The 17703-nt window shown below is 75.9% G+C and carries 15 protein-coding genes and 1 pseudogene; 8 read left to right on the top strand and 8 right to left on the bottom strand.

The window, feature by feature from the left end; translation table 11 throughout:
* Positions 1-111 precede the first annotated feature (111 nt).
* The 5 genes and pseudogenes from ACIGXJ_RS14460 to ACIGXJ_RS14440 form a co-directional block, all read right to left on the bottom strand.
* The gene (locus ACIGXJ_RS14460) at positions 112-522 is read right to left on the bottom strand and encodes an SseB family protein (RefSeq protein ID WP_399644467.1); all 411 of its coding nucleotides are present in this window, start codon (positions 520-522) and stop codon (positions 112-114) included.
* A 564-nt stretch (positions 523-1086) separates the two neighbouring features.
* Positions 1087-1833, bottom strand: coding sequence for a hypothetical protein (locus tag ACIGXJ_RS14455; RefSeq protein ID WP_399644466.1), 747 nt, complete (start codon positions 1831-1833; stop codon positions 1087-1089).
* 38 nt (positions 1834-1871) lie between these two features.
* A complete protein-coding gene (locus ACIGXJ_RS14450; protein ID WP_399644464.1) occupies positions 1872-3626 on the bottom strand; it encodes a hypothetical protein in 1755 nt (584 codons plus the stop codon).
* A gap of 100 nt (positions 3627-3726) precedes the next feature.
* Positions 3727-4221 (bottom strand): annotated as a pseudogene (locus tag ACIGXJ_RS14445) (family 43 glycosylhydrolase); the annotation flags it as partial.
* A 318-nt stretch (positions 4222-4539) separates the two neighbouring features.
* A complete protein-coding gene (locus tag ACIGXJ_RS14440; protein ID WP_399644462.1) occupies positions 4540-4971 on the bottom strand; it encodes a tetratricopeptide repeat protein in 432 nt (143 codons plus the stop codon).
* A 293-nt stretch (positions 4972-5264) separates the two neighbouring features.
* Between ACIGXJ_RS14440 and ACIGXJ_RS14435 the strand changes: the two genes are divergently transcribed.
* The 8 genes from ACIGXJ_RS14435 to ACIGXJ_RS14400 all read left to right on the top strand — a co-directional run bounded on the left by ACIGXJ_RS14435 (position 5265) and on the right by ACIGXJ_RS14400 (position 12686).
* Positions 5265-6224, top strand: coding sequence for an NAD-dependent epimerase/dehydratase family protein (locus ACIGXJ_RS14435; RefSeq protein WP_399644460.1), 960 nt, complete (start codon positions 5265-5267; stop codon positions 6222-6224).
* Between the two features lie 4 nt (positions 6225-6228).
* Positions 6229-7206, top strand: a complete 978-nt coding sequence (gene sigJ / locus ACIGXJ_RS14430) for an RNA polymerase sigma factor SigJ (protein WP_399644458.1) — start codon at positions 6229-6231, stop codon at positions 7204-7206.
* Between the two features lie 100 nt (positions 7207-7306).
* Positions 7307-7417: a keywimysin-related RiPP gene (locus ACIGXJ_RS14425; RefSeq protein ID WP_399644456.1), complete on the top strand. Its 111-nt coding sequence runs from the start codon at positions 7307-7309 to the stop codon at positions 7415-7417.
* Between the two features lie 80 nt (positions 7418-7497).
* Entirely contained in the window at positions 7498-9348 is a 1851-nt protein-coding gene (locus tag ACIGXJ_RS14420) for an asparagine synthase-related protein (RefSeq protein WP_399644453.1), read from the top strand.
* On the top strand, positions 9339-9602 hold the full coding sequence (locus tag ACIGXJ_RS14415) for a lasso peptide biosynthesis PqqD family chaperone (RefSeq protein ID WP_399644451.1): 264 nt from the start codon (positions 9339-9341) through the stop codon (positions 9600-9602). Before ACIGXJ_RS14420 ends, ACIGXJ_RS14415 begins: the two co-directional genes overlap by 10 nt.
* Positions 9603-9623: 21 nt before the next feature.
* Positions 9624-10040: a lasso peptide biosynthesis B2 protein gene (locus ACIGXJ_RS14410; RefSeq protein WP_399644450.1), complete on the top strand. Its 417-nt coding sequence runs from the start codon at positions 9624-9626 to the stop codon at positions 10038-10040.
* A gap of 8 nt (positions 10041-10048) precedes the next feature.
* Entirely contained in the window at positions 10049-11827 is a 1779-nt protein-coding gene (locus ACIGXJ_RS14405) for an ABC transporter ATP-binding protein (protein ID WP_399644449.1), read from the top strand.
* The gene (locus ACIGXJ_RS14400) at positions 11784-12686 is read left to right on the top strand and encodes a squalene/phytoene synthase family protein (RefSeq protein ID WP_399644448.1); all 903 of its coding nucleotides are present in this window, start codon (positions 11784-11786) and stop codon (positions 12684-12686) included. Before ACIGXJ_RS14405 ends, ACIGXJ_RS14400 begins: the two co-directional genes overlap by 44 nt.
* 6 nt (positions 12687-12692) lie before the next feature.
* Here ACIGXJ_RS14400 and ACIGXJ_RS14395 read toward each other — a convergent pair whose 3' ends face one another.
* From ACIGXJ_RS14395 to ACIGXJ_RS14385, 3 genes are read right to left on the bottom strand one after another with little or no spacing between them, the layout of a single operon-like run.
* Positions 12693-13271: a GAF domain-containing protein gene (locus ACIGXJ_RS14395; protein ID WP_399644447.1), complete on the bottom strand. Its 579-nt coding sequence runs from the start codon at positions 13269-13271 to the stop codon at positions 12693-12695.
* Positions 13272-13296: 25 nt separating this feature from the next.
* A complete protein-coding gene (locus ACIGXJ_RS14390) occupies positions 13297-14130 on the bottom strand; it encodes a S8 family peptidase (protein WP_399644445.1) in 834 nt (277 codons plus the stop codon).
* The gene (locus ACIGXJ_RS14385; protein WP_399644444.1) at positions 14127-17672 is read right to left on the bottom strand and encodes an adenylate/guanylate cyclase domain-containing protein; all 3546 of its coding nucleotides are present in this window, start codon (positions 17670-17672) and stop codon (positions 14127-14129) included. Before ACIGXJ_RS14385 ends, ACIGXJ_RS14390 begins: the two co-directional genes overlap by 4 nt.
* Between the last annotated feature and the right edge of the window lie 31 nt (positions 17673-17703).

Genomic DNA, 17703 nt, shown 5'->3' with positions numbered 1-17703 from the left:
CGCCGCATCGGCTGACCGCGCGCAAGCTCACCGACGAGCAGGAGGCCCGGCGCATCCTGGACGAACGCTTCGGCATCACCGCGCCCGAGGACGTCACCCTGCTGTCCTGAGTCAGCCCTGCGGCCGCGCCAGCAGGGTGCGGACGCCCTCCGAGGAGAGGGTCAGCCCGTGCTCGGAGGCCGCGTCGATGGTCAGCGCCAGCCCTTCGTCCGTGGGCCACTGCGAGGCGAGCGCGCCCAGCGGCACGAGCCGGTAGCGGGACACGTACGGCAGCAGGTGGGCCATCTCCGGCTCGGAGGTGAACACCGGCACCACGGGGGCGCCGCCCGGATGCTCGATCACGGGGAGGGTCACCATCGTCGGGTCGGCGGCCTCGGCGTCGGTGGCGTCGTCGGGCACGGGTACCAGGACGTGACTCCCGGCCAGGGTGTCCAGTGCCGCCGCGTCCTCGGTGTTCTCGGCGAGCACGTCGAGAGCGTGCTGGGCCGGCGTGTAGTTGTTGCGGTGGGCGGGTGTGTCCATGACGACTTCCCTGCTGACGGCGGTCGTGGACCGGGCCGCGGCAAGATCGGCCCCGGTGCGGTGCCCCCCGCGTACCCGGTGCGGCCAGGACCATGCCATGCGCCGGCGACGGGGTCCGCGGGGCGCTGACAGGGACCGGATTCGAGGGCCGCCTCGGGGACCGGATTCGAGGGCCGCCAGGGCTTACGGCAGCGGGTGACGGCCGACCACTACATCTCGGCGATGCCGGTCGAGCACGCCCGCCGCACCTGGGGCTCCGGCCTGCGCGCGGCCGACCCCCGGCTGGCGCGCTGCGACGCGTTGCGGACGGACTGGATGACGGGCGTCCAGTTCTGTCCGACCCCGCGAGGTGTGGGCCCAGCTGAAGGCGGCGCTCAACGACAAACGCCTCCGCCCGCCAGTCGGTCAGCGCCCTGCTGGACGTCACGGGTTCGACCGCTCCCCGCTGCACGGTCACGCCCCTGTTCGAGGCGCCGGAGCCGGCGCCGCTGCGCAGGCACGACCTGACCCGGTACCGGCTGGGGCCGTCCGACCTGTTCGACCTGGGGTGAGGCGGGAGCGGCCCTAGGTATCGAAGTAGCGCGTGAACGGGCCGTCGTCCACCGCGAACAGGCCGCTGAACGGCGTGTTCATCTGGTAGATGAGCAGCACGGTGAAGGTGATCAGGGCGGTCAGGCCCATCACCATCACCACATGGGTGATGCTGCGCTTCACACCGAACATGAACATGAAGGTGACGGTGAGCAGCCCGCCGACGATCAGCCCGAACCACAGCACCGGCGACAACGCCTGCCCGGCGTCCGTCTCCCGACCGCGCCGGGCCTCGCCCAGCGCGGAGAGCTGGGCGAGGGACTCCTGCGCGGTGATCTGCTGGGCCGCGGTGGCGTCCGCCGGGATCTGCCCCTCGGCCCGCAGACGGTCGAGCAGCACCCAGCCCTCCCCGGCCGGGAACGACCCCTCCTCCATGGCCGGCCACTCGGCGGACGTGACATGCCGGACGTACGCCTCGATGCCTTCGCGCGTGCGCTCGGCCTGCCCGGACGGCAGGCCCTCGGACAGCATCCGGATCTGGTGCGCGGCGCTCGCCTCGGCCTGCACGTGCTCCTCCGCACCGGACCTGGTGTCCCAGACGGAGACCAGCGCCAGCCCGAGCACCAGGGCGTAGAGCACGCCGACCATCATCGAGATGTACTCCGCCACGTCCTCGCGCGGCTCGTCGTCCGGAGCCGGGGGCCACAGGCGGTGCTTCACGAGGATGCCGGCCGCGGCGAGCAGGGCGCAGCCGAGGACGATGGCAAAGGTCTCGGTCATAGGGGGTCAGTGGCTCCTCTGGGTGCGGAGGTACGTGCCTACCGGCCGAGGCGGCGCGATCCGACGATCGCGGCCGCCACGGCGGCGGGCAGGAGCAGCAGCAACAGGACGGCCAGCAGGCCGAGTCCGGTGGGCCCGCCGTCCGGGCGGACCAGCCGGCGCAGGAGTGGGGTGGCGGGGGTGACGGCCTGGTCGCGGGGCGGGGTGTCCCTGGCGCCGGGGGTCTCGGCGGCGCCTCGGCCTGCTTGATCGGGCCGGGCGGGAGCGTCCCCCTGTCCGGCGGCGGCCCCGCTGCCGACACCGGCGGCCGCACCTGCGTTCGCTCCGGCGTTCGCTCCGGCAGCAGTACCGGCGTCCGCCCCGGCTGCGACACCGGCATCCGCTCCGGCAGCAGCACCCGCCCCCGCGGCAGCTCCGGCAGCCGTACCGGCGTCCGCTCCGGCTCCGGTACCGGCTCCGGCTGCAGCACCGGCACCCGCCCCAGCACCGGCGCCCGCCCCCTCGGCAGCCCCAGCCCCCGCACCGGCGGCGGCCCCAGCGCCCGCACCGGCAGCAGTACCGGCGCCGGCGCCCGCCCCCGCAGCGGCACCGGCACCCGCACCCGCACCTTCAGCGGAACCGGCAGCAGCACCAGCACCAGCACCAGCCCCCGCACCGGCGGCGGCGGCCCCGCCGCCCGGTCCGGCAGCCGTGCCGCCGGCGGCCGCACCGAGATCCCCGGACTGCCCGGGCGCCGCAGCCTCCCCAGCTCCCGCCGCCTCTCCCGCCCCCGTCACCCCGGGTGCGGCGATCCCCGGCGGGGGTGGCGCCACGCCGGGCCTGAGGGGAAGCACGGGCGGTGGGAGCAGGGCGACGGCGGGCGGACCGGCGAGCGGTGGCGGTGGGGGTGGGGGCACCGACGGCGCTGAGGCCGGTGGCGCGGGAGAGGCCGGGGCCGGCGAGGTCGGCTGCACGGGTACGGGTGCCCGCGGCGAAGACGGAGGTGAAGACGGAAGCGGGGGTGGGGGTGGAGGCGGAGGCGGCTCCGGGATCGTGAAGCGCAGCCCGTCCCGGGCCGTGAGCGGCGGCGGGGGCTCGGTGCGTCCGGTCGGCCCGAGCGTGTGCACCCGGTCGTCACCTCGGGCGACGCCACGGCTGAAGTGGGTGCCGGGCGGTCGCCGTACCACCGCCGTGCACCGCGTGGACCTGCCGGGCGCCAGCACCGGGACGACGGCGCGGAACCCGCCGCAGTTGATCCGAGCGGGCCCGAGCGCCACGTCGGTGACCCGGACGCCGTGCACGGCACGGTTGCCGGGGTTGCCCAGGCGGTACGTGACCACGGCACGGGAGCCGCGCACCCGGACCGACTCGGACAGGACGAGGGCGCCGCCGACACCGGCGTAGCCCGACCGGGCCCGGGCGCGTGCCTCTGTGCCGAGGTAGGGGATGCGGCCGCGGGCCGTCACCTCGGCGATCCAGGTCCCCTGCCGGGCGCGGGCCTCGGCCCGGCAGGTCGTCGAGCGCAGTCCGCGCAGCAGGGGGACGTGGTCACGGCCCCCGGGGCAGCGGATCCGCGCCCCGGGCAGGCCCGGGTCGGTCAGACGGAGGCCGTACAGGTCGGCTCCCCCGCGGTTGACCAGCCGGTACGTCTTGACGACCGGGCGGCCGGAACGGATGCCGGGGTCCAGCGCGCCCAGGCCCGGGCGCGTGTTCACCGACACCTCCAGCGCGAGTCCGCTCGATCCCGTGCCGTCGGCGGCGGCCGGCCGGGCCGGGCCTGCTGCGGCCACGAGGACGAGCGGCAGTAACGCCACGCGCGAGCAGATCCGTACGAAAAGCATATGGTCATGCTTTTCATGCACCTCGCGGATCGGCCCGCGTCCACGCCGGTGCGGCGCCGCGATCGCCCTGTAATCACTCGGTCGCGCGCGGTACGGAGGCTTCCGCGGCCTTCGGACGGCCGTACCGGACCACGCCCCCACCCCGGTGCAGGACACCGGCCCCTGACCCGGTACCGGTCACGCCAGATCCCGGTACGCCGTCTCGTCGAAGTCGGCGTGCCGGCCCTGCCCGGTGAGGTCCCAGGCTCACAGGCCGACGAACGCCCCGGTGAAGCCCAGGGAGCGGATGCCGCCGTCCTCGATGTCCCCGGCGTGCTCGTCGGACGGCACGGTCGCGTCGAGGACCGGGCCGACGGGGTGCCGGCCCGTCGTCCCCGGCCCGGACCAGGCTGCCGTGCCCGGCCCTCTGCGGCGGCAGTCCGGGGTGGTCGCGGGCGGTGATCAGCGGGCCGTGCGGGTCGCGCTCGCAGGGGGCGGTGAGGGTGCGCGACCGGGCGACCGTGACCTGGTGGGCGTGGCCGGTGCCGCCGTCCGCGGTCAGCAGGTAGTACCACCCGCTGCGGCGGTAGAGGTTCGGCCCCTAGATCCACCCCGCCTTCGGCGGCATCGCGATCCGGACCGGCTCACCGACCAGGCGGAGCGTGGCCCGGTCGAGGCGGTGGGCCTCCAGGCCCGCCGAACCGCCGTGTCCCGGGCGCCGGTCTGGGCGAGGTTGAGCAGCCAGGAGTCGGATTCCGTCATGGAAGAGCGAGGAGCCGAAGCCGCGCGCGTGCAGCAACTGCGGCTCGGACCAGGGGCCTTCGACGGAGGCGGCGGCAACGGCAGCGAAGCCGACGGCAGGCCCTGGCGGGGGCTCCCCGCCAGGGCCTGGTCTCGGTGTGCCGGCTCAGCCGCCGTCCGGGAAGTCCCCCGCGAACGCGGCGGCCATCCGCAGCCAGGGCTCCGCCTCCTGCGGGCGTCCCTGGCGTTCCAGGGTGCGGCCCAGCATCAGGTGGGCGTAGTGCTCGACCGGGTCGCGTTCGACGATGATCCGCAACTGCTCCTCGGCACGGCTCAGTTGGGCGGAGTGGTAGTAGGCGCGGGCCAGCAGCAGCCGGGGGCCCGTCTGCTCCGGGACCTCCTCCACCACCGCGGCGAGCAGCCGTGCGGCACCGGCGTAGTCCTTGGCCTCGAACAGCAGCCGGGCCCGCTCCCAGCGCTCCGCGGCGGTCTCCTCGCGCGGGCCGCCGGGGCCGTTGTCGAACAGGTGCAGGGCGCTGGCCCAACGGTCGGGCGCCACACCGTCGTTCGGCGCGTAGCCGGTGAAGTCGGTGGCCATCTCTTCTCCGTTCGGGTCGTCGGGCGGCCGGTGGGACACCTGATCGGCACCGGTTGGTTGATGCATCAACTACATCCGCCCGAACACCGTCCCGCGCGGCACTATTCCTCGCCCCCGGCCGATATGGATCGTGTGAACCGGGTCACACCCGGTCATGCGCCGCCGCGGCATCTCGTCTTCATAGCGTCACCCCGACCGTTGCCCCACCCCGACCGTTGCCCCACCCCGACCCTTGCCTCACCCGACCCTTGCCTCACCCGACCCTTGCCTCACCCGACCCTTGCCTCACCCCGATGAACGGAGACGACATGAAGATCTTCATCGCCGGCGCGTCCGGCGCCATCGGCGGCCACCTGGTCCCGCAGCTCGTCGCGCGCGGCCACGACGTCGTCGGCACGACCCGCTCGGCCGCCAGGACCGGCGCGCTGCGCGCGCTCGGCGCCGAACCGGTCGTCGTCGACGCGCTCGACCCGGACTCGGTGGCCGACGCGGTGGCCAAGGCCGAACCGGAGGTGATCGTCCACCAGCTGACCGCGCTGGGCGGTCCGATGGACTTCCGGAACCTGAAGCGGATGGCGGCGGACACCAACCGGCTGCGCACCGAGGGCACGGACCATCTGCTGGCCGCCGCGCGCGCCGTCGGCGTCCGCCGGTTCGTGGCGCAGAGCAACGCCATGTGGATGGAGCGCGGCCGCGGGCCGGTCGCCGACGAGAGCCGCCCGCTCGAACCGCACCCGCCCGCGGACGGCGCGGAGGCCGTCGCCACCCTGCGGCACCTGGAGAGCGCGGTGACCGGCATCACCTGGGCCGACGGCATCGCGCTGCGCTACGGCGGCTTCTACGGCCCCGGAACCGGGCTGAGCAGGGAACCGGGCGCCGTCATGGCCGAGCAGATCCGCGGGCGCAGATTCCCGGTCGTGGGCGGCGGCACCGGCGTGTGGTCGTTGGTGCACATCGCCGACGCCGCCTCCGCCACGGTGGCGGCCGTCGAGCGCGGCAGGGCCGGGATCTACCACGTCGCCGACGACGATCCGGCGCCGGTGGCGGAGTGGCTGCCGGAGCTGGCGCGGCTGCTGGGCGCGAGGCGCCCGCGCCGGGTGCCGGCCTGGCTCGTCCGCGTGATCGCCGGTCCGGCGGCCGTGGACATGATGACGCGCGCTCCGGGGATCTCCAGCGAGAAGGCCAAGCGGGAGCTGGGGTGGACGCCGCGGTACCCGAGCTGGCGCACGGGTTTCGCCGAGGGACTGGGGTAGCGCGGTGAGTGCCCCCCAGCCCGGCGCCCCCGGGACCACACCCCTCACCCCTCACCCCTCCGCCTCCGCCTCCGACCTGTACGGCGAGCTGCGCCCGCGGGCGTTCGCGATCGCCTACCAGATGCTCGGCAGCGTCAGCGAGGCCGAGGACGTCGTACAGGAGACGTTCCTGCGGCTGCACCGCACGCTGCGGCAGGACGAGCCGATCGCCTCGCCGCGGGCCTACGTCGCCACCCTGGCCACCCGGCTGGCCATCGACCAGCTGCGCTCGGCGCGGGTGCGGCGGGAGCGGTACTTCGGCGAGTGGCTGCCCGAGCCGCTGGTCACCGAGCCGACGCCGGCCGAGCGCGCCGAGACCGCCGACTCGCTGTCGCTGGCGTTCCTGGTGCTGCTGGAGAGCCTGTCGCCGCACCAGCGGGCGGCGTTCCTGCTGCGCGAGGTGTTCGACTACGCGTACCCGGAGGTCGCCGAGATCGTCGGCACCGACGTGGACGGCGCCCGGCACCTGGTCGCGCGGGCGCGCGCCCGGCTGCGGGACCGCCGGCCGCGCTACCACGCCTCGCGGCGGCAGCGCGAGGAGCTGGCACGGCGCTTCTTCGCCGCGGCCGAGCAGGGCGACCTGGGGGCCCTGGAGGCGATGCTGGCGCAGGACGTGGCACTGCACGCCGACGGCGGCGGCAAGGTGCCTGCGCTGGGGCGGCCGATGAGCGGCCGGGAGCGGGTGGCGCGGAAACTGGCGGCCGGGTTCGCCGCCTTCGCCGCGTACGGTGCGCGACTGCGGCCCGCCGAGGTCAACGGCCAGCCGGGTGCGATGGCGTACGACGCCGAGGGCCGGCTGGTCGGGGTGATCGGGCTCGGCATCACCGGCGACGGCCGGGTCGCGACGGTCCACTCCGTCTTCAACCCCGACAAGCTGGGCCACCTCGCCGGGGGCGGGGGTGTCGGTCTGTGGTCGGCCAAATGGGCTGGTCGCGCTGAATAGTTGAAGCTTCGCCCATTCAATCCCCTCAGAAAATCGGATATTTGGTGATAAGGATGGATGAACAGGGTACGCAGATGCGTGGAGAAGGGAGGTGGACGGCATGCGTACGTACGAGCCTCCGACCCTGACCCTGGCGGGCTCCTTCCGGAGCCTCACCGGTCTCGGCGGGCACGGCCCCAGGGACCTGCTCTTCCGGCACCAGCTTCTCTGACGCCGAAGGAACGCATCCCACCCGGCGGGCCGGGCAGCGCACGCCGCTGCGGCCCGGTCCGCTGCTCGCGCAGGAGGGCGGTGACGCGCACGTCCACGGAACCGGCACGCACCTGGTTCGCGGTGCTCCCCGACTGCCCGTCGGCGGCGCCCGCCGCGACGGCCCTGCGGGATCTCGCACCCGAGCGGATCGACCATCCGTCCGGGCGCCCCTGGATCTTCGGCCACTGGCCCCGCCACGCCCTGGCCCTCGGCGGCGCCGGCCGCAGCCGCGTCGCGCTGCTCGGCCAGCACACCGTCACCCCGCGGGAGCTGTCCCACGCCGCCGCCCGTCTCCAGAGCCCCTTCGCCCTGGACGGCCTGGCCCGGAGCACGCCCGGCAGCGCCCATCTGATCGCCTCGGTGGACGGCGTGGTCCGCGTCCAGGGCAGCATCACGTCGATGCGGCGGCTCTGCCACGCGCGTGTGGGCGAGGTGACCGTCGCCGCCGACCGGGCCGACGTCCTGGCCCGGCTGACCGGCGCACCCCTCGACGAGTCCCGGCTCGCGCTGCGGCTGCTGGAGCCGCTCATCCTGCCGCCGCTGACCCGTACCCCCGTCTGGCGCGGAGTGACCGACGTGCCCGGCGGCAGCTGGCTCCTCCTCGACCCGGCAGGGCGGCCCCGGCACGTGCGCTGGTGGACGCCGCCGCAGCCGGTGCTGCCGATGACGGAGGGCGCACCCGCCCTGCGCGACGCGCTCGGCGCGGCGGTCGCCGTCCGCACCGACGGCCGGGCCGCGGTCAGCTGCGACCTCGGGGGCCTCGACTCCACCGCCGTCTGCTCCCTCGCCGCCCACCGCGCACCCCGGGTGATCGCCTGCACGGTCGCCCTGCGCGACGCCCGCGGCGACGACGTCCTGTGGGCCGCCCGCACGTCCGCCGCGCTCGACGCGGTGGAGCACCAGGTGATCGCGGCCGAGGACGTGCCGCTGTTCTACGCCGGGGTGCGGCGCCTCGACGACCCGCTGGAGGAACCGACCTCCAGCGGCGAGCGCGAGCGCGGGCTCGTCACCGTGCGCCGCGCCGCCGCGCTCGGGTCGCGGACCCATCTGACCGGGATGGGCGGCGACGAACTGCTGTACGGGTCGCTCGCCCATCTGCACACCCTGGCGCGCACCCGCCCCGCGTCCGCCGCCCGGCTGATCCGCGGGTTCGCCGCCAAGTACCGCTGGCCGCGCGCCGCCGTGCTGCGCCAGCTCGCCGACAGCCGCCCCTACGGCGCCTGGCTCGCCTCGGTCGCCGACCATCTCACCGAGCCGCCCACGCCGTTGAACGAGCCGCTGCTGGCCTGGGGCTTCACCCCGCGGCTGCCGCCCTGGACGACGCCGGACGCCGTCACCGCCGTACGCGATCTCGTGCGACGGGTCGCGCGGGGGGCGCCGCCGCTCGCCGAACGCCGGGGACAGCACCGGGAGCTGGCCGCCATGCAGGCCGTGTCCCGGGTCGCCGCCGAGGTGGAGGAGCTGGGCGCGCGGATCGGGGTGACCGTCGCCTCGCCGTACTACGACGACCGGGTCGTCGAGGCCGCTCTCGCCGTACGGCCCGAGGACCGGATCAGCCCCTGGCGGTACAAGCCGCTCATCGTCGAGGCCATGCGCGGCGTCGTCCCCGAGGAGAGCCGCACCCGGCAGACCAAGGCCACCGCCGACTGCGACGAGGCGCCCGGGCTGCGCCGGCACCGGGCCGAGCTGCTGGCCCTGTGGGAGGACTCGCGGCTGGCCCGGCTCGGCCTGATCGACGCCGGCGCCGTACGGGAGGTGTGCGCCCGGCCGCTCGATCCGCGGCTCGGCATGGACGTGCTCTACCAGACCGTCGCCTGCGAGACCTGGCTGCGGGCCCTGGAACGGCACTTCACCGGTGCATCCGACCAGCAGGAGGAGTCATGGCTGTGAAACTGCGGGGTCATGTGTCGCTCGCCCCGACCGAGGACGGTGTCGCCCTGCTCGACGAGGACTCGGGCCGGTACTGGGCGCTCAATCCGACCGGGGCCGTCGTGCTGCGCACGCTCCTCGACGGCGGGACGTCCGGTGAGGCGACCCGGCGGATCGCCGAGGAGTACGCCGTCGACACCGCCACCGCGGAACACGACGTGGTGGAACTGGAGGCCGCGCTGCGCACGGCCGGGCTGATCGAGAACACGCCGTAGGTCCGTGAGGAGGCGATCCGCATGACGATGCAGGGGGTGGTGCTGCACGATCCGCGGTCCGTGCCCCTCCCGCAACGGCTGGCGGCGCACGCGGCGGTGGGCGCGGCACGGCTGCTCGCGACCCGCTCGCCGCGCCGGATCCGCGGCGTGCTCGGACTGGTCCGGCGCGGTGCCCGGCCCGCCGGGTGCGTCGAGACGAAGGAGGCTCGGGACGCGGTCGTCGCGGTCAGTCTCGCCTGCGGCGGACCGGAGGGCTGTCTGGTCCGGTCGCTCGCCACGGCGCTGCTGTGCCGGCTGCACGGCCGCTGGCCCGTCTGGTGCCTCGGGGTGCGCTACACCGCGCCGTTCGGGGCGCACGCCTGGGTGGAGGCCGGCGGGGAGGCCGTCGGCGAGGACTTCCCGCCCGGCTACTTCCGGACCCTGTTCACCGTGCCGTGAAGGACACCGTGCGCACTTCTCGGGAGCCGGACCCGCCGGACGGCCGGGCGGGACTGCGGCACGTGCTGCGGCTGCTGGGCCCGTACCGCCGGTGGGTGCTCGTGGCCTGCGCGCTGACCCTCGCCGGGGCCGGGCTGGCGCTCGCGCAGCCGCTGCTGGTGCGGCGGGTCATCGAGACCGCGGGCGGCGGCGTCTCCGCGGGGCTCGTCGGGGCGCTGGTCGGGCTGTTCGTCGCGGAGGCCGCGGTGGAGACGGCCGCGCGCTATGTGCTGGCCCGCACCAGCGAGCAGGTCACCCTCGGGCTGCGGCTCGGCCTGATCGGGCGGCTGCTGCGGCTGCGGATGCCGCAGTACGAGAGGCAGCGCACCGGGGACCTCATCTCGCGGCTCGGCACGGACGGCGCGGAGGTGCGCCGGCTGGTCGCGGACTCCTTCGCCGACGCCGTCACCGGCGTGGTCGGGGTGGCCGGCGCCGTGGCGCTGATGGTGTGGCTCGACCCGGTGCTGTTCCTGATCGTGCTGGTGCTGGTGTCCGTGGGGGGGCTCTCGGTGGCCGCGGCGCTGCGCGGGCTGCGGCGGGCGTCGCTGCACCGGCAGAACGCGGTGGGGGCCATGGCCGCCGACCTGGAACGGGCGCTCGGCGCGATCCGCACGGTGCGGGCCAGCCGGGCCGAGGAGCGCGAGTGCGACCGGATCGCCGTACAGGCGCGCGGCGCGTACACGGCGAGCCTGCGCATGGCCCGCCTGGAGGCGGTGATCGGCCCGGCGACCCGGCTCGCCGTCAACGGCTCCTTCCTGGTGGTGCTGCTGGTGGGCGGGCTGCGCGTCGCACAGGGCAAGGGCTCGGTCGCCGACCTCGTCGCCTTCCTGCTGTACATGACGTATCTGGTGATGCCGATCGACGCCGTCTTCCAGGCGATGAGCGCGCTCCAGCAGGGCAGCGGCGCCCTGCAGCGCATCGAGGACGCCCTGCGGCTGCCTCCGGAACCCCTGCCCGGCCGCGGCCGGGTCCCGGTCGCGCCGAGGCCCCGGCGCGGCGACACGGCCCTGGAGTTCCGGGACGTGTGGTTCGGCTACGAGCCGGGCCGGCCGGTGCTGCGCGGGGTGTCGTTCCGGGTGCCTGCGCTGCGGACCACCGCGCTCGTCGGCCGGTCGGGCGCCGGCAAGTCGACGGTGTTCGCGCTCACCGAGCGGTTCTACGACCCCGACCGCGGCCGCATCCTCCTGTGCGGCGAGGACCTGCGCGGCCTGGACCTGTGGGAGTCCCGCGGCCGGATGGCGCTGGTCGAGCAGGACACGCCCGTGCTGTACGGCACACTCCGCGAGAACCTCCTCTACGCCGCCCCCGGCGCGGGCGACGCCGACCTGCGCCGCGCCATGACCCTGGCCGACCTCGACACCCTGGTGGCCCGGCTCCCCGCGGGCCTCGACACCGACGTCGGCGAACGCGGCGTCCGCATCTCCGGGGGCGAGCGGCAGCGCGTCGCCATCGCCCGCGCCCTCCTCGCCCGGCCCGCGCTGCTCCTCCTCGACGAGCCGACCTCGCAGCTCGACCCGGTCAGCGAGGCCGCCCTGCGCCGCACGGTGCGCCGCGTCAGCCGCGAGTGCACCCTCCTCGTCATCGCCCACCGGCCCTCCACCGTCCAGGCCGCCGACCACCTCATCGCCCTCGCGGACGGCCGCGTCGCCGCCACCGGCACCCCCGCCGAACTGCTCCGCGCCGACGGCCGCCTACGATCGGCGGATGAGCGCGTGGAAGCGGGGCCTGGACGCGGCGGGAATCCTTGAACCGGAGCTGCGCCGGGCGTACTCGGCGCAGCGGAAGGCGGTACGCCGCTTCCGCCGCAGCTCCTATCTGGCCGCGCGGATCCTGCTGCCCCCGGCGCTGCTGCCGCACGCGGTGGCCGCCACCGCCTTCATGCACCACGGGGACGACGTCCTGGACACGGGCACCGCCACGCAGCGGGCGGCCGCCTGGACGGTGTGGCAGCGTCGGGTGCGCACCGCGCTGGAGAGCGGGCAGGGCGACGACCCGCTGATCGGGGCGATGCTGCACACCATCGGCGCGTGCCCCCGGCTGCGCCCGGTCGTGGAGGATTATCTGACCACCGCCACGGCCGAGCTGGAGTTCGAGGGCTTCGCCACCGAGGGTGACTACCAGGCGTATGTCGACGCCTATTCGCATCCCGCCTTCATGCTGGTCGCCACGCTGCTCGGGCCCGAGGACGACGACGGCCCGTTCCGGGCGGCCTGCCGCACGCTCATCGACGGCAGCCAGCGGCTGGACTTCGTCAACGATCTCGCCGAGGACCTGCGGGAGGGGCGGCTCGGCATCCCGCAGGAGACGCTGAGGCGCTTCTCGGTGAGCGTGGAGGAACTGTGGGAGGGCCGCCGCCCGGCCGGGCTGGTGGAGCTGGTCGCGCATGGAGTGCGGGCGGCCGGGGCGGCGTTGCGGGCGGCCGGGGCACAGAGCGACCTGGCGGCGCCGGAGGGCCGGCCGCTGATGCGGGCGCTGGTCGACATCGAACTCCGTACGGCGGACGCGGCACTCGAGCGCGGAGCCGGTCTGCTGCGGGGCCCGGCGTCACCGCCGCCGGCCGGGACGGTGCGGACGCTGTTGCGGGAACGCCGGGCGGCGCGCGGGTAGTCCGGGTCAGTCCCCGAGGAGGCGGCGGGCCTCGCCGAGGAGGCGGAGGAGTTCGGTGCGGTCGTCGGGGGCGGCCGGGAGCGGGTCGCGGGAGGCCTGCCTGGTCAGGAGGTGGAGCGCCACGGCGGCCTGGCGGGCGAAGAGGCACAGCAGGTCCAGTTCGGGCAGGCCGGCGCGGGCCTGCGGGGACGGGTCGAGGACCTCCAGGACGCCGAGGACGCTCTCGCCGTGCAGGAGGGGCACGGCCATCAGGGCGTTGGGGACATAGCCGGTGGACTCGGCGATGTCCCGGTCGAAGGCGGTGCTGTCGCGCAGGTCGTCGACCACCATCGGCTCGCCCGAGGCGGCGACCCACCCGGCGATGCCCCGGCCCGCCGGGAAGCGCCGGCCCACCAGGAACTCCTGGCCCTGCCCGGAGACGGCCTCGAACACCAGCTCGTCCGCCGCGCCGTCCAGGAGCATGATGGAGCTGGCCTGGGCGCCGAAGATGGCGCGCGCGGTGTCCACCACCGACTGCAGGAGCTCCGCGAGGGCCGGGTCGGGGCGGGGTGCGGCGGACACGGCGGGGACGATCGTCTGGGCCATGGAACTTCCCTTCCGGCGCCGGTCGTTACCGGCGTCCGTGGACACGGACGTTGGCTGCGGACAGGTACAGGGCGTTCTTCAGCTGGAACGGTGTCAGCCGGGGCCGGCTCGACAGGATGCGCGCGCACAGGCCCGCCACGAACGGCGTGGCGAAGCTGTTGCCGGAGCTGCGGATGGAGGTGCCGCCGAGCCAGGCCACCTGGACCCGCTGCCCGGGGGCGAAGAACTCCACCGGCGGGTCGGGGTTGTACAGGTGCAGGTCGGGGTCGTCCTCCTGGTGGCTGCCGACCGAGATCACCGAGGAGAAACGCCACGGGAAGCTCTCCACATGGGTGTTGTGGGCCGCGGCGACGATCACGGTCTGCTGGAAGTACGCCTCGTCGGCCAGCCGGCGCAGCTCCTCCACGAAGCGGGCGTGGCTGGTGGACAGGCTGAGGTTCACCACGTCGAACCTCTGGCGCACGGCCCAGCGCAGGCCCTCCAGGAGGACGTCACCGCTGCCGGAGAAGCGCTCGCCGAGCACCCGTACGCTGGTCAGCTCGCACTCCGGCGCGGTGCGGCGGATGATGCCGGCGCAGGCCGTGCCGTGGCCGCAGGCGTCCCCTTCGCCGGTCTCCTCGACGTGGACGCCGGTGTCGTCCTTGAAGACCCGATAGGAGCCGGCGAGCGGGCCGACCATGGGGTGGTCGCGTTCGACCCCCGAGTCGACCACGCACACGCGTACGCCTCGCCCGGTGCCGCCGACCAGGCCCTGGCGGGGCGGGTCGGGCGGCCCGTCGGCCTCCACGGGTACGTCGTCGGGGCCGCGCCCCCGCAGGCCCCAGGTGAGTCCGGGCGCCGGTCGCTGCGCGGTGGTCATCGTCGTGCCTCCTGTCCGGCTGCGGTGCCGCCGCGGCACCCGGCGGCCACGGCCTCGGCGTGGCGTACGGCGGGAAGGTGGCCCTTGGCCGCGAAGTGCCGGCGGGCGCGGAACGCCGCCCGCACGGCCTCGGACGGGCGGTCCAGCGCGAGGGCGGTGCGGGCGAGGTCGAGGGCGGCCAGGCCCTGCACGATGGGCGAGTCGGTGCAGGCCGCGGTGGCCGACGCGCGGGCGGCCAGCCGGGTCGCGGTCCCGGTTTGCCCGCGCGCGGCGGCGATCCGGGCGCGCAGCCCGTCGAGGTCGGCCGCCTCGGCACGCGGCCGGGCCGGTCCGTCCGGTCCGGCCAGTTCGGCGAGAGCGGCCTCGGCGGCGGGCAGGTCGCCGAGGTCCAGCCGGATGCGGGCGGCGTCCAGCAGCGCTCCGCGCAGCAGCGCCGCCGCGCCCAGGTCGCGGGCGGCCGAGGCGGCCCGCTCCAGACTCGCCAGCGCTTCTTCCGGGCGGCCGGCGAGGTCGGCCACGGTCGCGGTGAAGATCGGCAGGAAGGCGTCGGCCTCCGCGTAGCCGAGGCCCCTGGCGAGGTGCTCCGCCTCGGCGAGACATGCCTGGGCGCCGTCGCGGTCGTCGTGCAGCGCGAGCACCACCGCCAGGGGGCAGTTCAGGGTCAGCCGTACGGCCCGGCGGCCCGGCCCCTGGTCGGCGAGGAGGGCCCGGCAGCGGGCCACGGCCTCCCCCACCGGCTGCGGGCCGCGCCACAGCGACACCCCGATCGCCCCGAGCGCGGCGGCCCGCTCCGGCTCGGCGTCGGCCCGCACCGCGTGCCCCAGCGCCCTGTCCAGCAGCCGCTCCGCGACCCGGTGCCGCCCGTGCTCCTGCGCGGCCTGCGCGAGCCGCAGACAGGCCCGGGCCTGGCCGAGCTCGTCCCCGGCCGCGGCGAATACGGGCAGGGTTCCGGCGGCTGCCTCGGCGGGCGACTCGCCCCTGCCCTCGGCCGGCCCGACGGACGCCAGGGCGAGCCGCGCGTGGGCGGCCTCCACGGCGTCGGAGGTGTGCGGCGCGGAAGCTCCGGGGACCGGGGCGCGGAAGGTGCTCTCCGCGGGACCGGCGTCATGGGCGGGATCTGCCCCGGGGCCCGGGCCGAGGGCTCGGGACTGCCCGACGTCGGCCCCGGGGTGGGCGGGCCAGCCGGTGTCCACGCCGAGGGCGGCGACCCACGCGGCGTCGGCGCCGGGGGCGGCGACATCCGCGGCGTCGGAGGCGGCGTCACGGCCGGCGGCCCCCACCGCGCCCCCGGTCGGGAACACTGACTCCCCCGCGTCCGTGCCAACGGCGACGATCTCCTCGGTGTCCGCGCCGCAGGCGACGACTTCCCCGGCGTCCGTGTCACGGGCGGTGACCTCTCCGGCATCCGTGTCCCGGACGACGGCCTCCCCCGCGTCCGCGCCACAGGCGACGGCCTCCGCCGCGCGCCCTGCCGGGAACGCCGCGCCCGTGTCCGCGAGGACCTCCTGCAACAGGGTCCTGCCCTCGTCGCTGCGGCCCAGGTCCAGGAGGGTCTGGCCGAGCCGGCGGCGGGTGGGGGTGCGGCCCGGTTCGCCGGGCGCGTAGTGGGAGGCGGCGCGGGAGAGCAGGTCGGCGGCCCAGACCGGGTCCGCGTGGGCGAGGGCGAGCCGGCCGGCCTCGGCGAGGGCGTCGGCGGCCCGGCGGCGGAGCCGGTCGGTGTGCGGGTCCTGGGCGGCGCCCAGCTCGACGCGGTAGCGGTGGGCCTGTTCGAGGTGGGCGCCGACCGCGGCGCCGCCCCGGTCGCGCACGGAGTGCAGCCGTGCGGCCCGTTCGTGCCGGTCGGCGCGGTCCTGCTTGGACTGGCTGGCGTAGACGACCTCCTGGATGAGCCCCCCGGCGAAGCGGTAGGCACCGCCGTCCGGGCGGATCAGCCGGTGCCGGACCAGCCGGTGCAGGACGGAGCGCAGCTCGGGCGCGGTCCAGGTCTCCTCGGGGCGGCCGGCGAGCGCGGTCAGTTCGTCGGCGGTGAAGTCGCCGCCCAGCACCGAGGCGAGGCCGAGGGCGCGGTGCTCGGGCGGGTCGAGCGCGTCGATGCGGGCGCCGATCAGGGCCTGGAGCGGGAGCGGGACGCTGTCCGCGTCGAGGGGCTGCCCCGCCAGCAGGAGCTGCTCCAGGTGCAGGGGGTTTCCGCCCACCCTGGCCAGGATGTGCGGTGCGAGGGGTTCGCCGTCCGCGGTGCGGCCGGTGAGTTCGGCCGCGAGGAGCTGGGCCTCGGCGTCGCGGAGCCCGCCGAGGGGTACGGCGTCCCGGGCCAGTGCGGGGCGTTCGTCGAAGAGCTGGGGGCGGGTGAGCAGGACGATCAGGACGGCCGCGTCGGTCAGCGCGCGCTCCAGCCGGTCGAGGGCGTCGAAGAGCGGCTGTGCGGCCCAGTGGCAGTCGTCGAGCACCAGGACGACGGGGTGGGTCCGGGACAGGTCGGCGAGGACCTTGGCGAGTGCCGCGCAGGTGTCCGCGGGTGAGGGATTGGGCGTGCCGTCGAGCAGCAACCCCTGGTTCAGCAGGTCCAGTTCGGGTGTCGGCTCGGCCGGGGCGACCGTCCTGAGCAGGTCGGCCACGGCGTCGGCGAGCGGGCCGAGGCTGGGCTGTTCGCCGCGTGCGTGGCAGCGGCCGACACCGTTGCGGGGGGCGCCCACGGCAGTCGGGCCGGTCCGGTGGAGCCATTCCCTCACGAGTCGGGTCTTGCCCTGGCCGGCCTCGCCGCCGATCACCAGCCGGCCGGGCCGCCGGGTGTGGGCCGCCCGGTCCAACGCCTCGTCGAGCAGGGCGAGTTCGTGTGCGCGGCCGACGAAGGCGAGGTCGAAGCGGCGCAGCGCCTCGGGGTCGTCCTTGTCGTCCAGGCCGAGCAGGCGGTGGGCGGTGACCCGGTCGCGTTTGCCCTTGAGCAGCAGCGGCCCGGTCGGTGTGGTGCGGACGCCCGGTCCGGCGGCGGCCAGGGTGCCGGGGCCGATGAGGATCTCCCCGGCGGCGGCGTTCTGCTCCAGCCGCGCGGCGACGTTGACGACCTCACCGGAGACCATCGCCTGCCGTGCGGTGGCCGAACCGGTCACGGCCTGGCCGGTGTTGACGCCGATGCGCATCTGCAGGGTCACGCCGACGGAGTCCTTGAGCCAGGCGTTGAGGCCGGCGAGGGCCTCACGCATGGCCAGGGCGGCGGCCACGGCCCGGCGGGCGTCGTCCTCGCGCACGGTCGGCACGCCGAAGACGGCCATCACGGCGTCCCCGATGAACTTCTCGACGGTGCCGCCCTGTTCCTCGATGCGCTGCCGCATCAGGTCGAACCAGCGCAGGGTCACCGAGCGCAGGGTCTCCGCGTCCAGCGCCCCGGACAGGGCCGTGGAGCCCACGAGGTCGCAGAAGAGGAGGGTCACCACCTTGCGGCCGGTCGGCCTGGCCGTGACCGGCCGGGTGGCGCACGGGCTGCCGCAGGCGGGGCAGAACCGGGCGTCGGGCGGCAGCGCGGCGCGGCACGAGGCGCAGGGCATGGGTTCCTCCGGGTGGGCGCGGGGGCGTGGG

Source organism: Streptomyces sp. NPDC053367, from assembly GCF_044545925.1.
Lineage (GTDB): Bacteria > Actinomycetota > Actinomycetes > Streptomycetales > Streptomycetaceae > Streptomyces.
Note: the sequence above shows the minus strand (reverse complement) of the source record. Positions and strands in the feature narration are given on the sequence as shown.

Excerpts from the sequence above, each read along its gene's own strand:
- ACIGXJ_RS14425 (WP_399644456.1), top strand. The coding sequence starts at position 7,307 with ATGCGTACGTACGAGCCTCCGACCCTGACCCTGGCGGGCTCCTTCCGG.
- ACIGXJ_RS14400 (WP_399644448.1), top strand. The coding sequence starts at position 11,784 with ATGAGCGCGTGGAAGCGGGGCCTGGACGCGGCGGGAATCCTTGAACCG.
- ACIGXJ_RS14390 (WP_399644445.1), bottom strand. The coding sequence starts at position 14,130 with ATGACCACCGCGCAGCGACCGGCGCCCGGACTCACCTGGGGCCTGCGG.
- ACIGXJ_RS14455 (WP_399644466.1), bottom strand. The coding sequence starts at position 1,833 with ATGACCGAGACCTTTGCCATCGTCCTCGGCTGCGCCCTGCTCGCCGCG.
- ACIGXJ_RS14385 (WP_399644444.1), bottom strand. The coding sequence starts at position 17,672 with ATGCCCTGCGCCTCGTGCCGCGCCGCGCTGCCGCCCGACGCCCGGTTC.
- ACIGXJ_RS14460 (WP_399644467.1), bottom strand. The coding sequence starts at position 522 with ATGGACACACCCGCCCACCGCAACAACTACACGCCGGCCCAGCACGCT.
- ACIGXJ_RS14410 (WP_399644450.1), top strand. The coding sequence starts at position 9,624 with ATGACGATGCAGGGGGTGGTGCTGCACGATCCGCGGTCCGTGCCCCTC.
- ACIGXJ_RS14395 (WP_399644447.1), bottom strand. The coding sequence starts at position 13,271 with ATGGCCCAGACGATCGTCCCCGCCGTGTCCGCCGCACCCCGCCCCGAC.
- ACIGXJ_RS14435 (WP_399644460.1), top strand. The coding sequence starts at position 5,265 with ATGAACGGAGACGACATGAAGATCTTCATCGCCGGCGCGTCCGGCGCC.
- ACIGXJ_RS14415 (WP_399644451.1), top strand. The coding sequence starts at position 9,339 with ATGGCTGTGAAACTGCGGGGTCATGTGTCGCTCGCCCCGACCGAGGAC.
- ACIGXJ_RS14440 (WP_399644462.1), bottom strand. The coding sequence starts at position 4,971 with ATGGCCACCGACTTCACCGGCTACGCGCCGAACGACGGTGTGGCGCCC.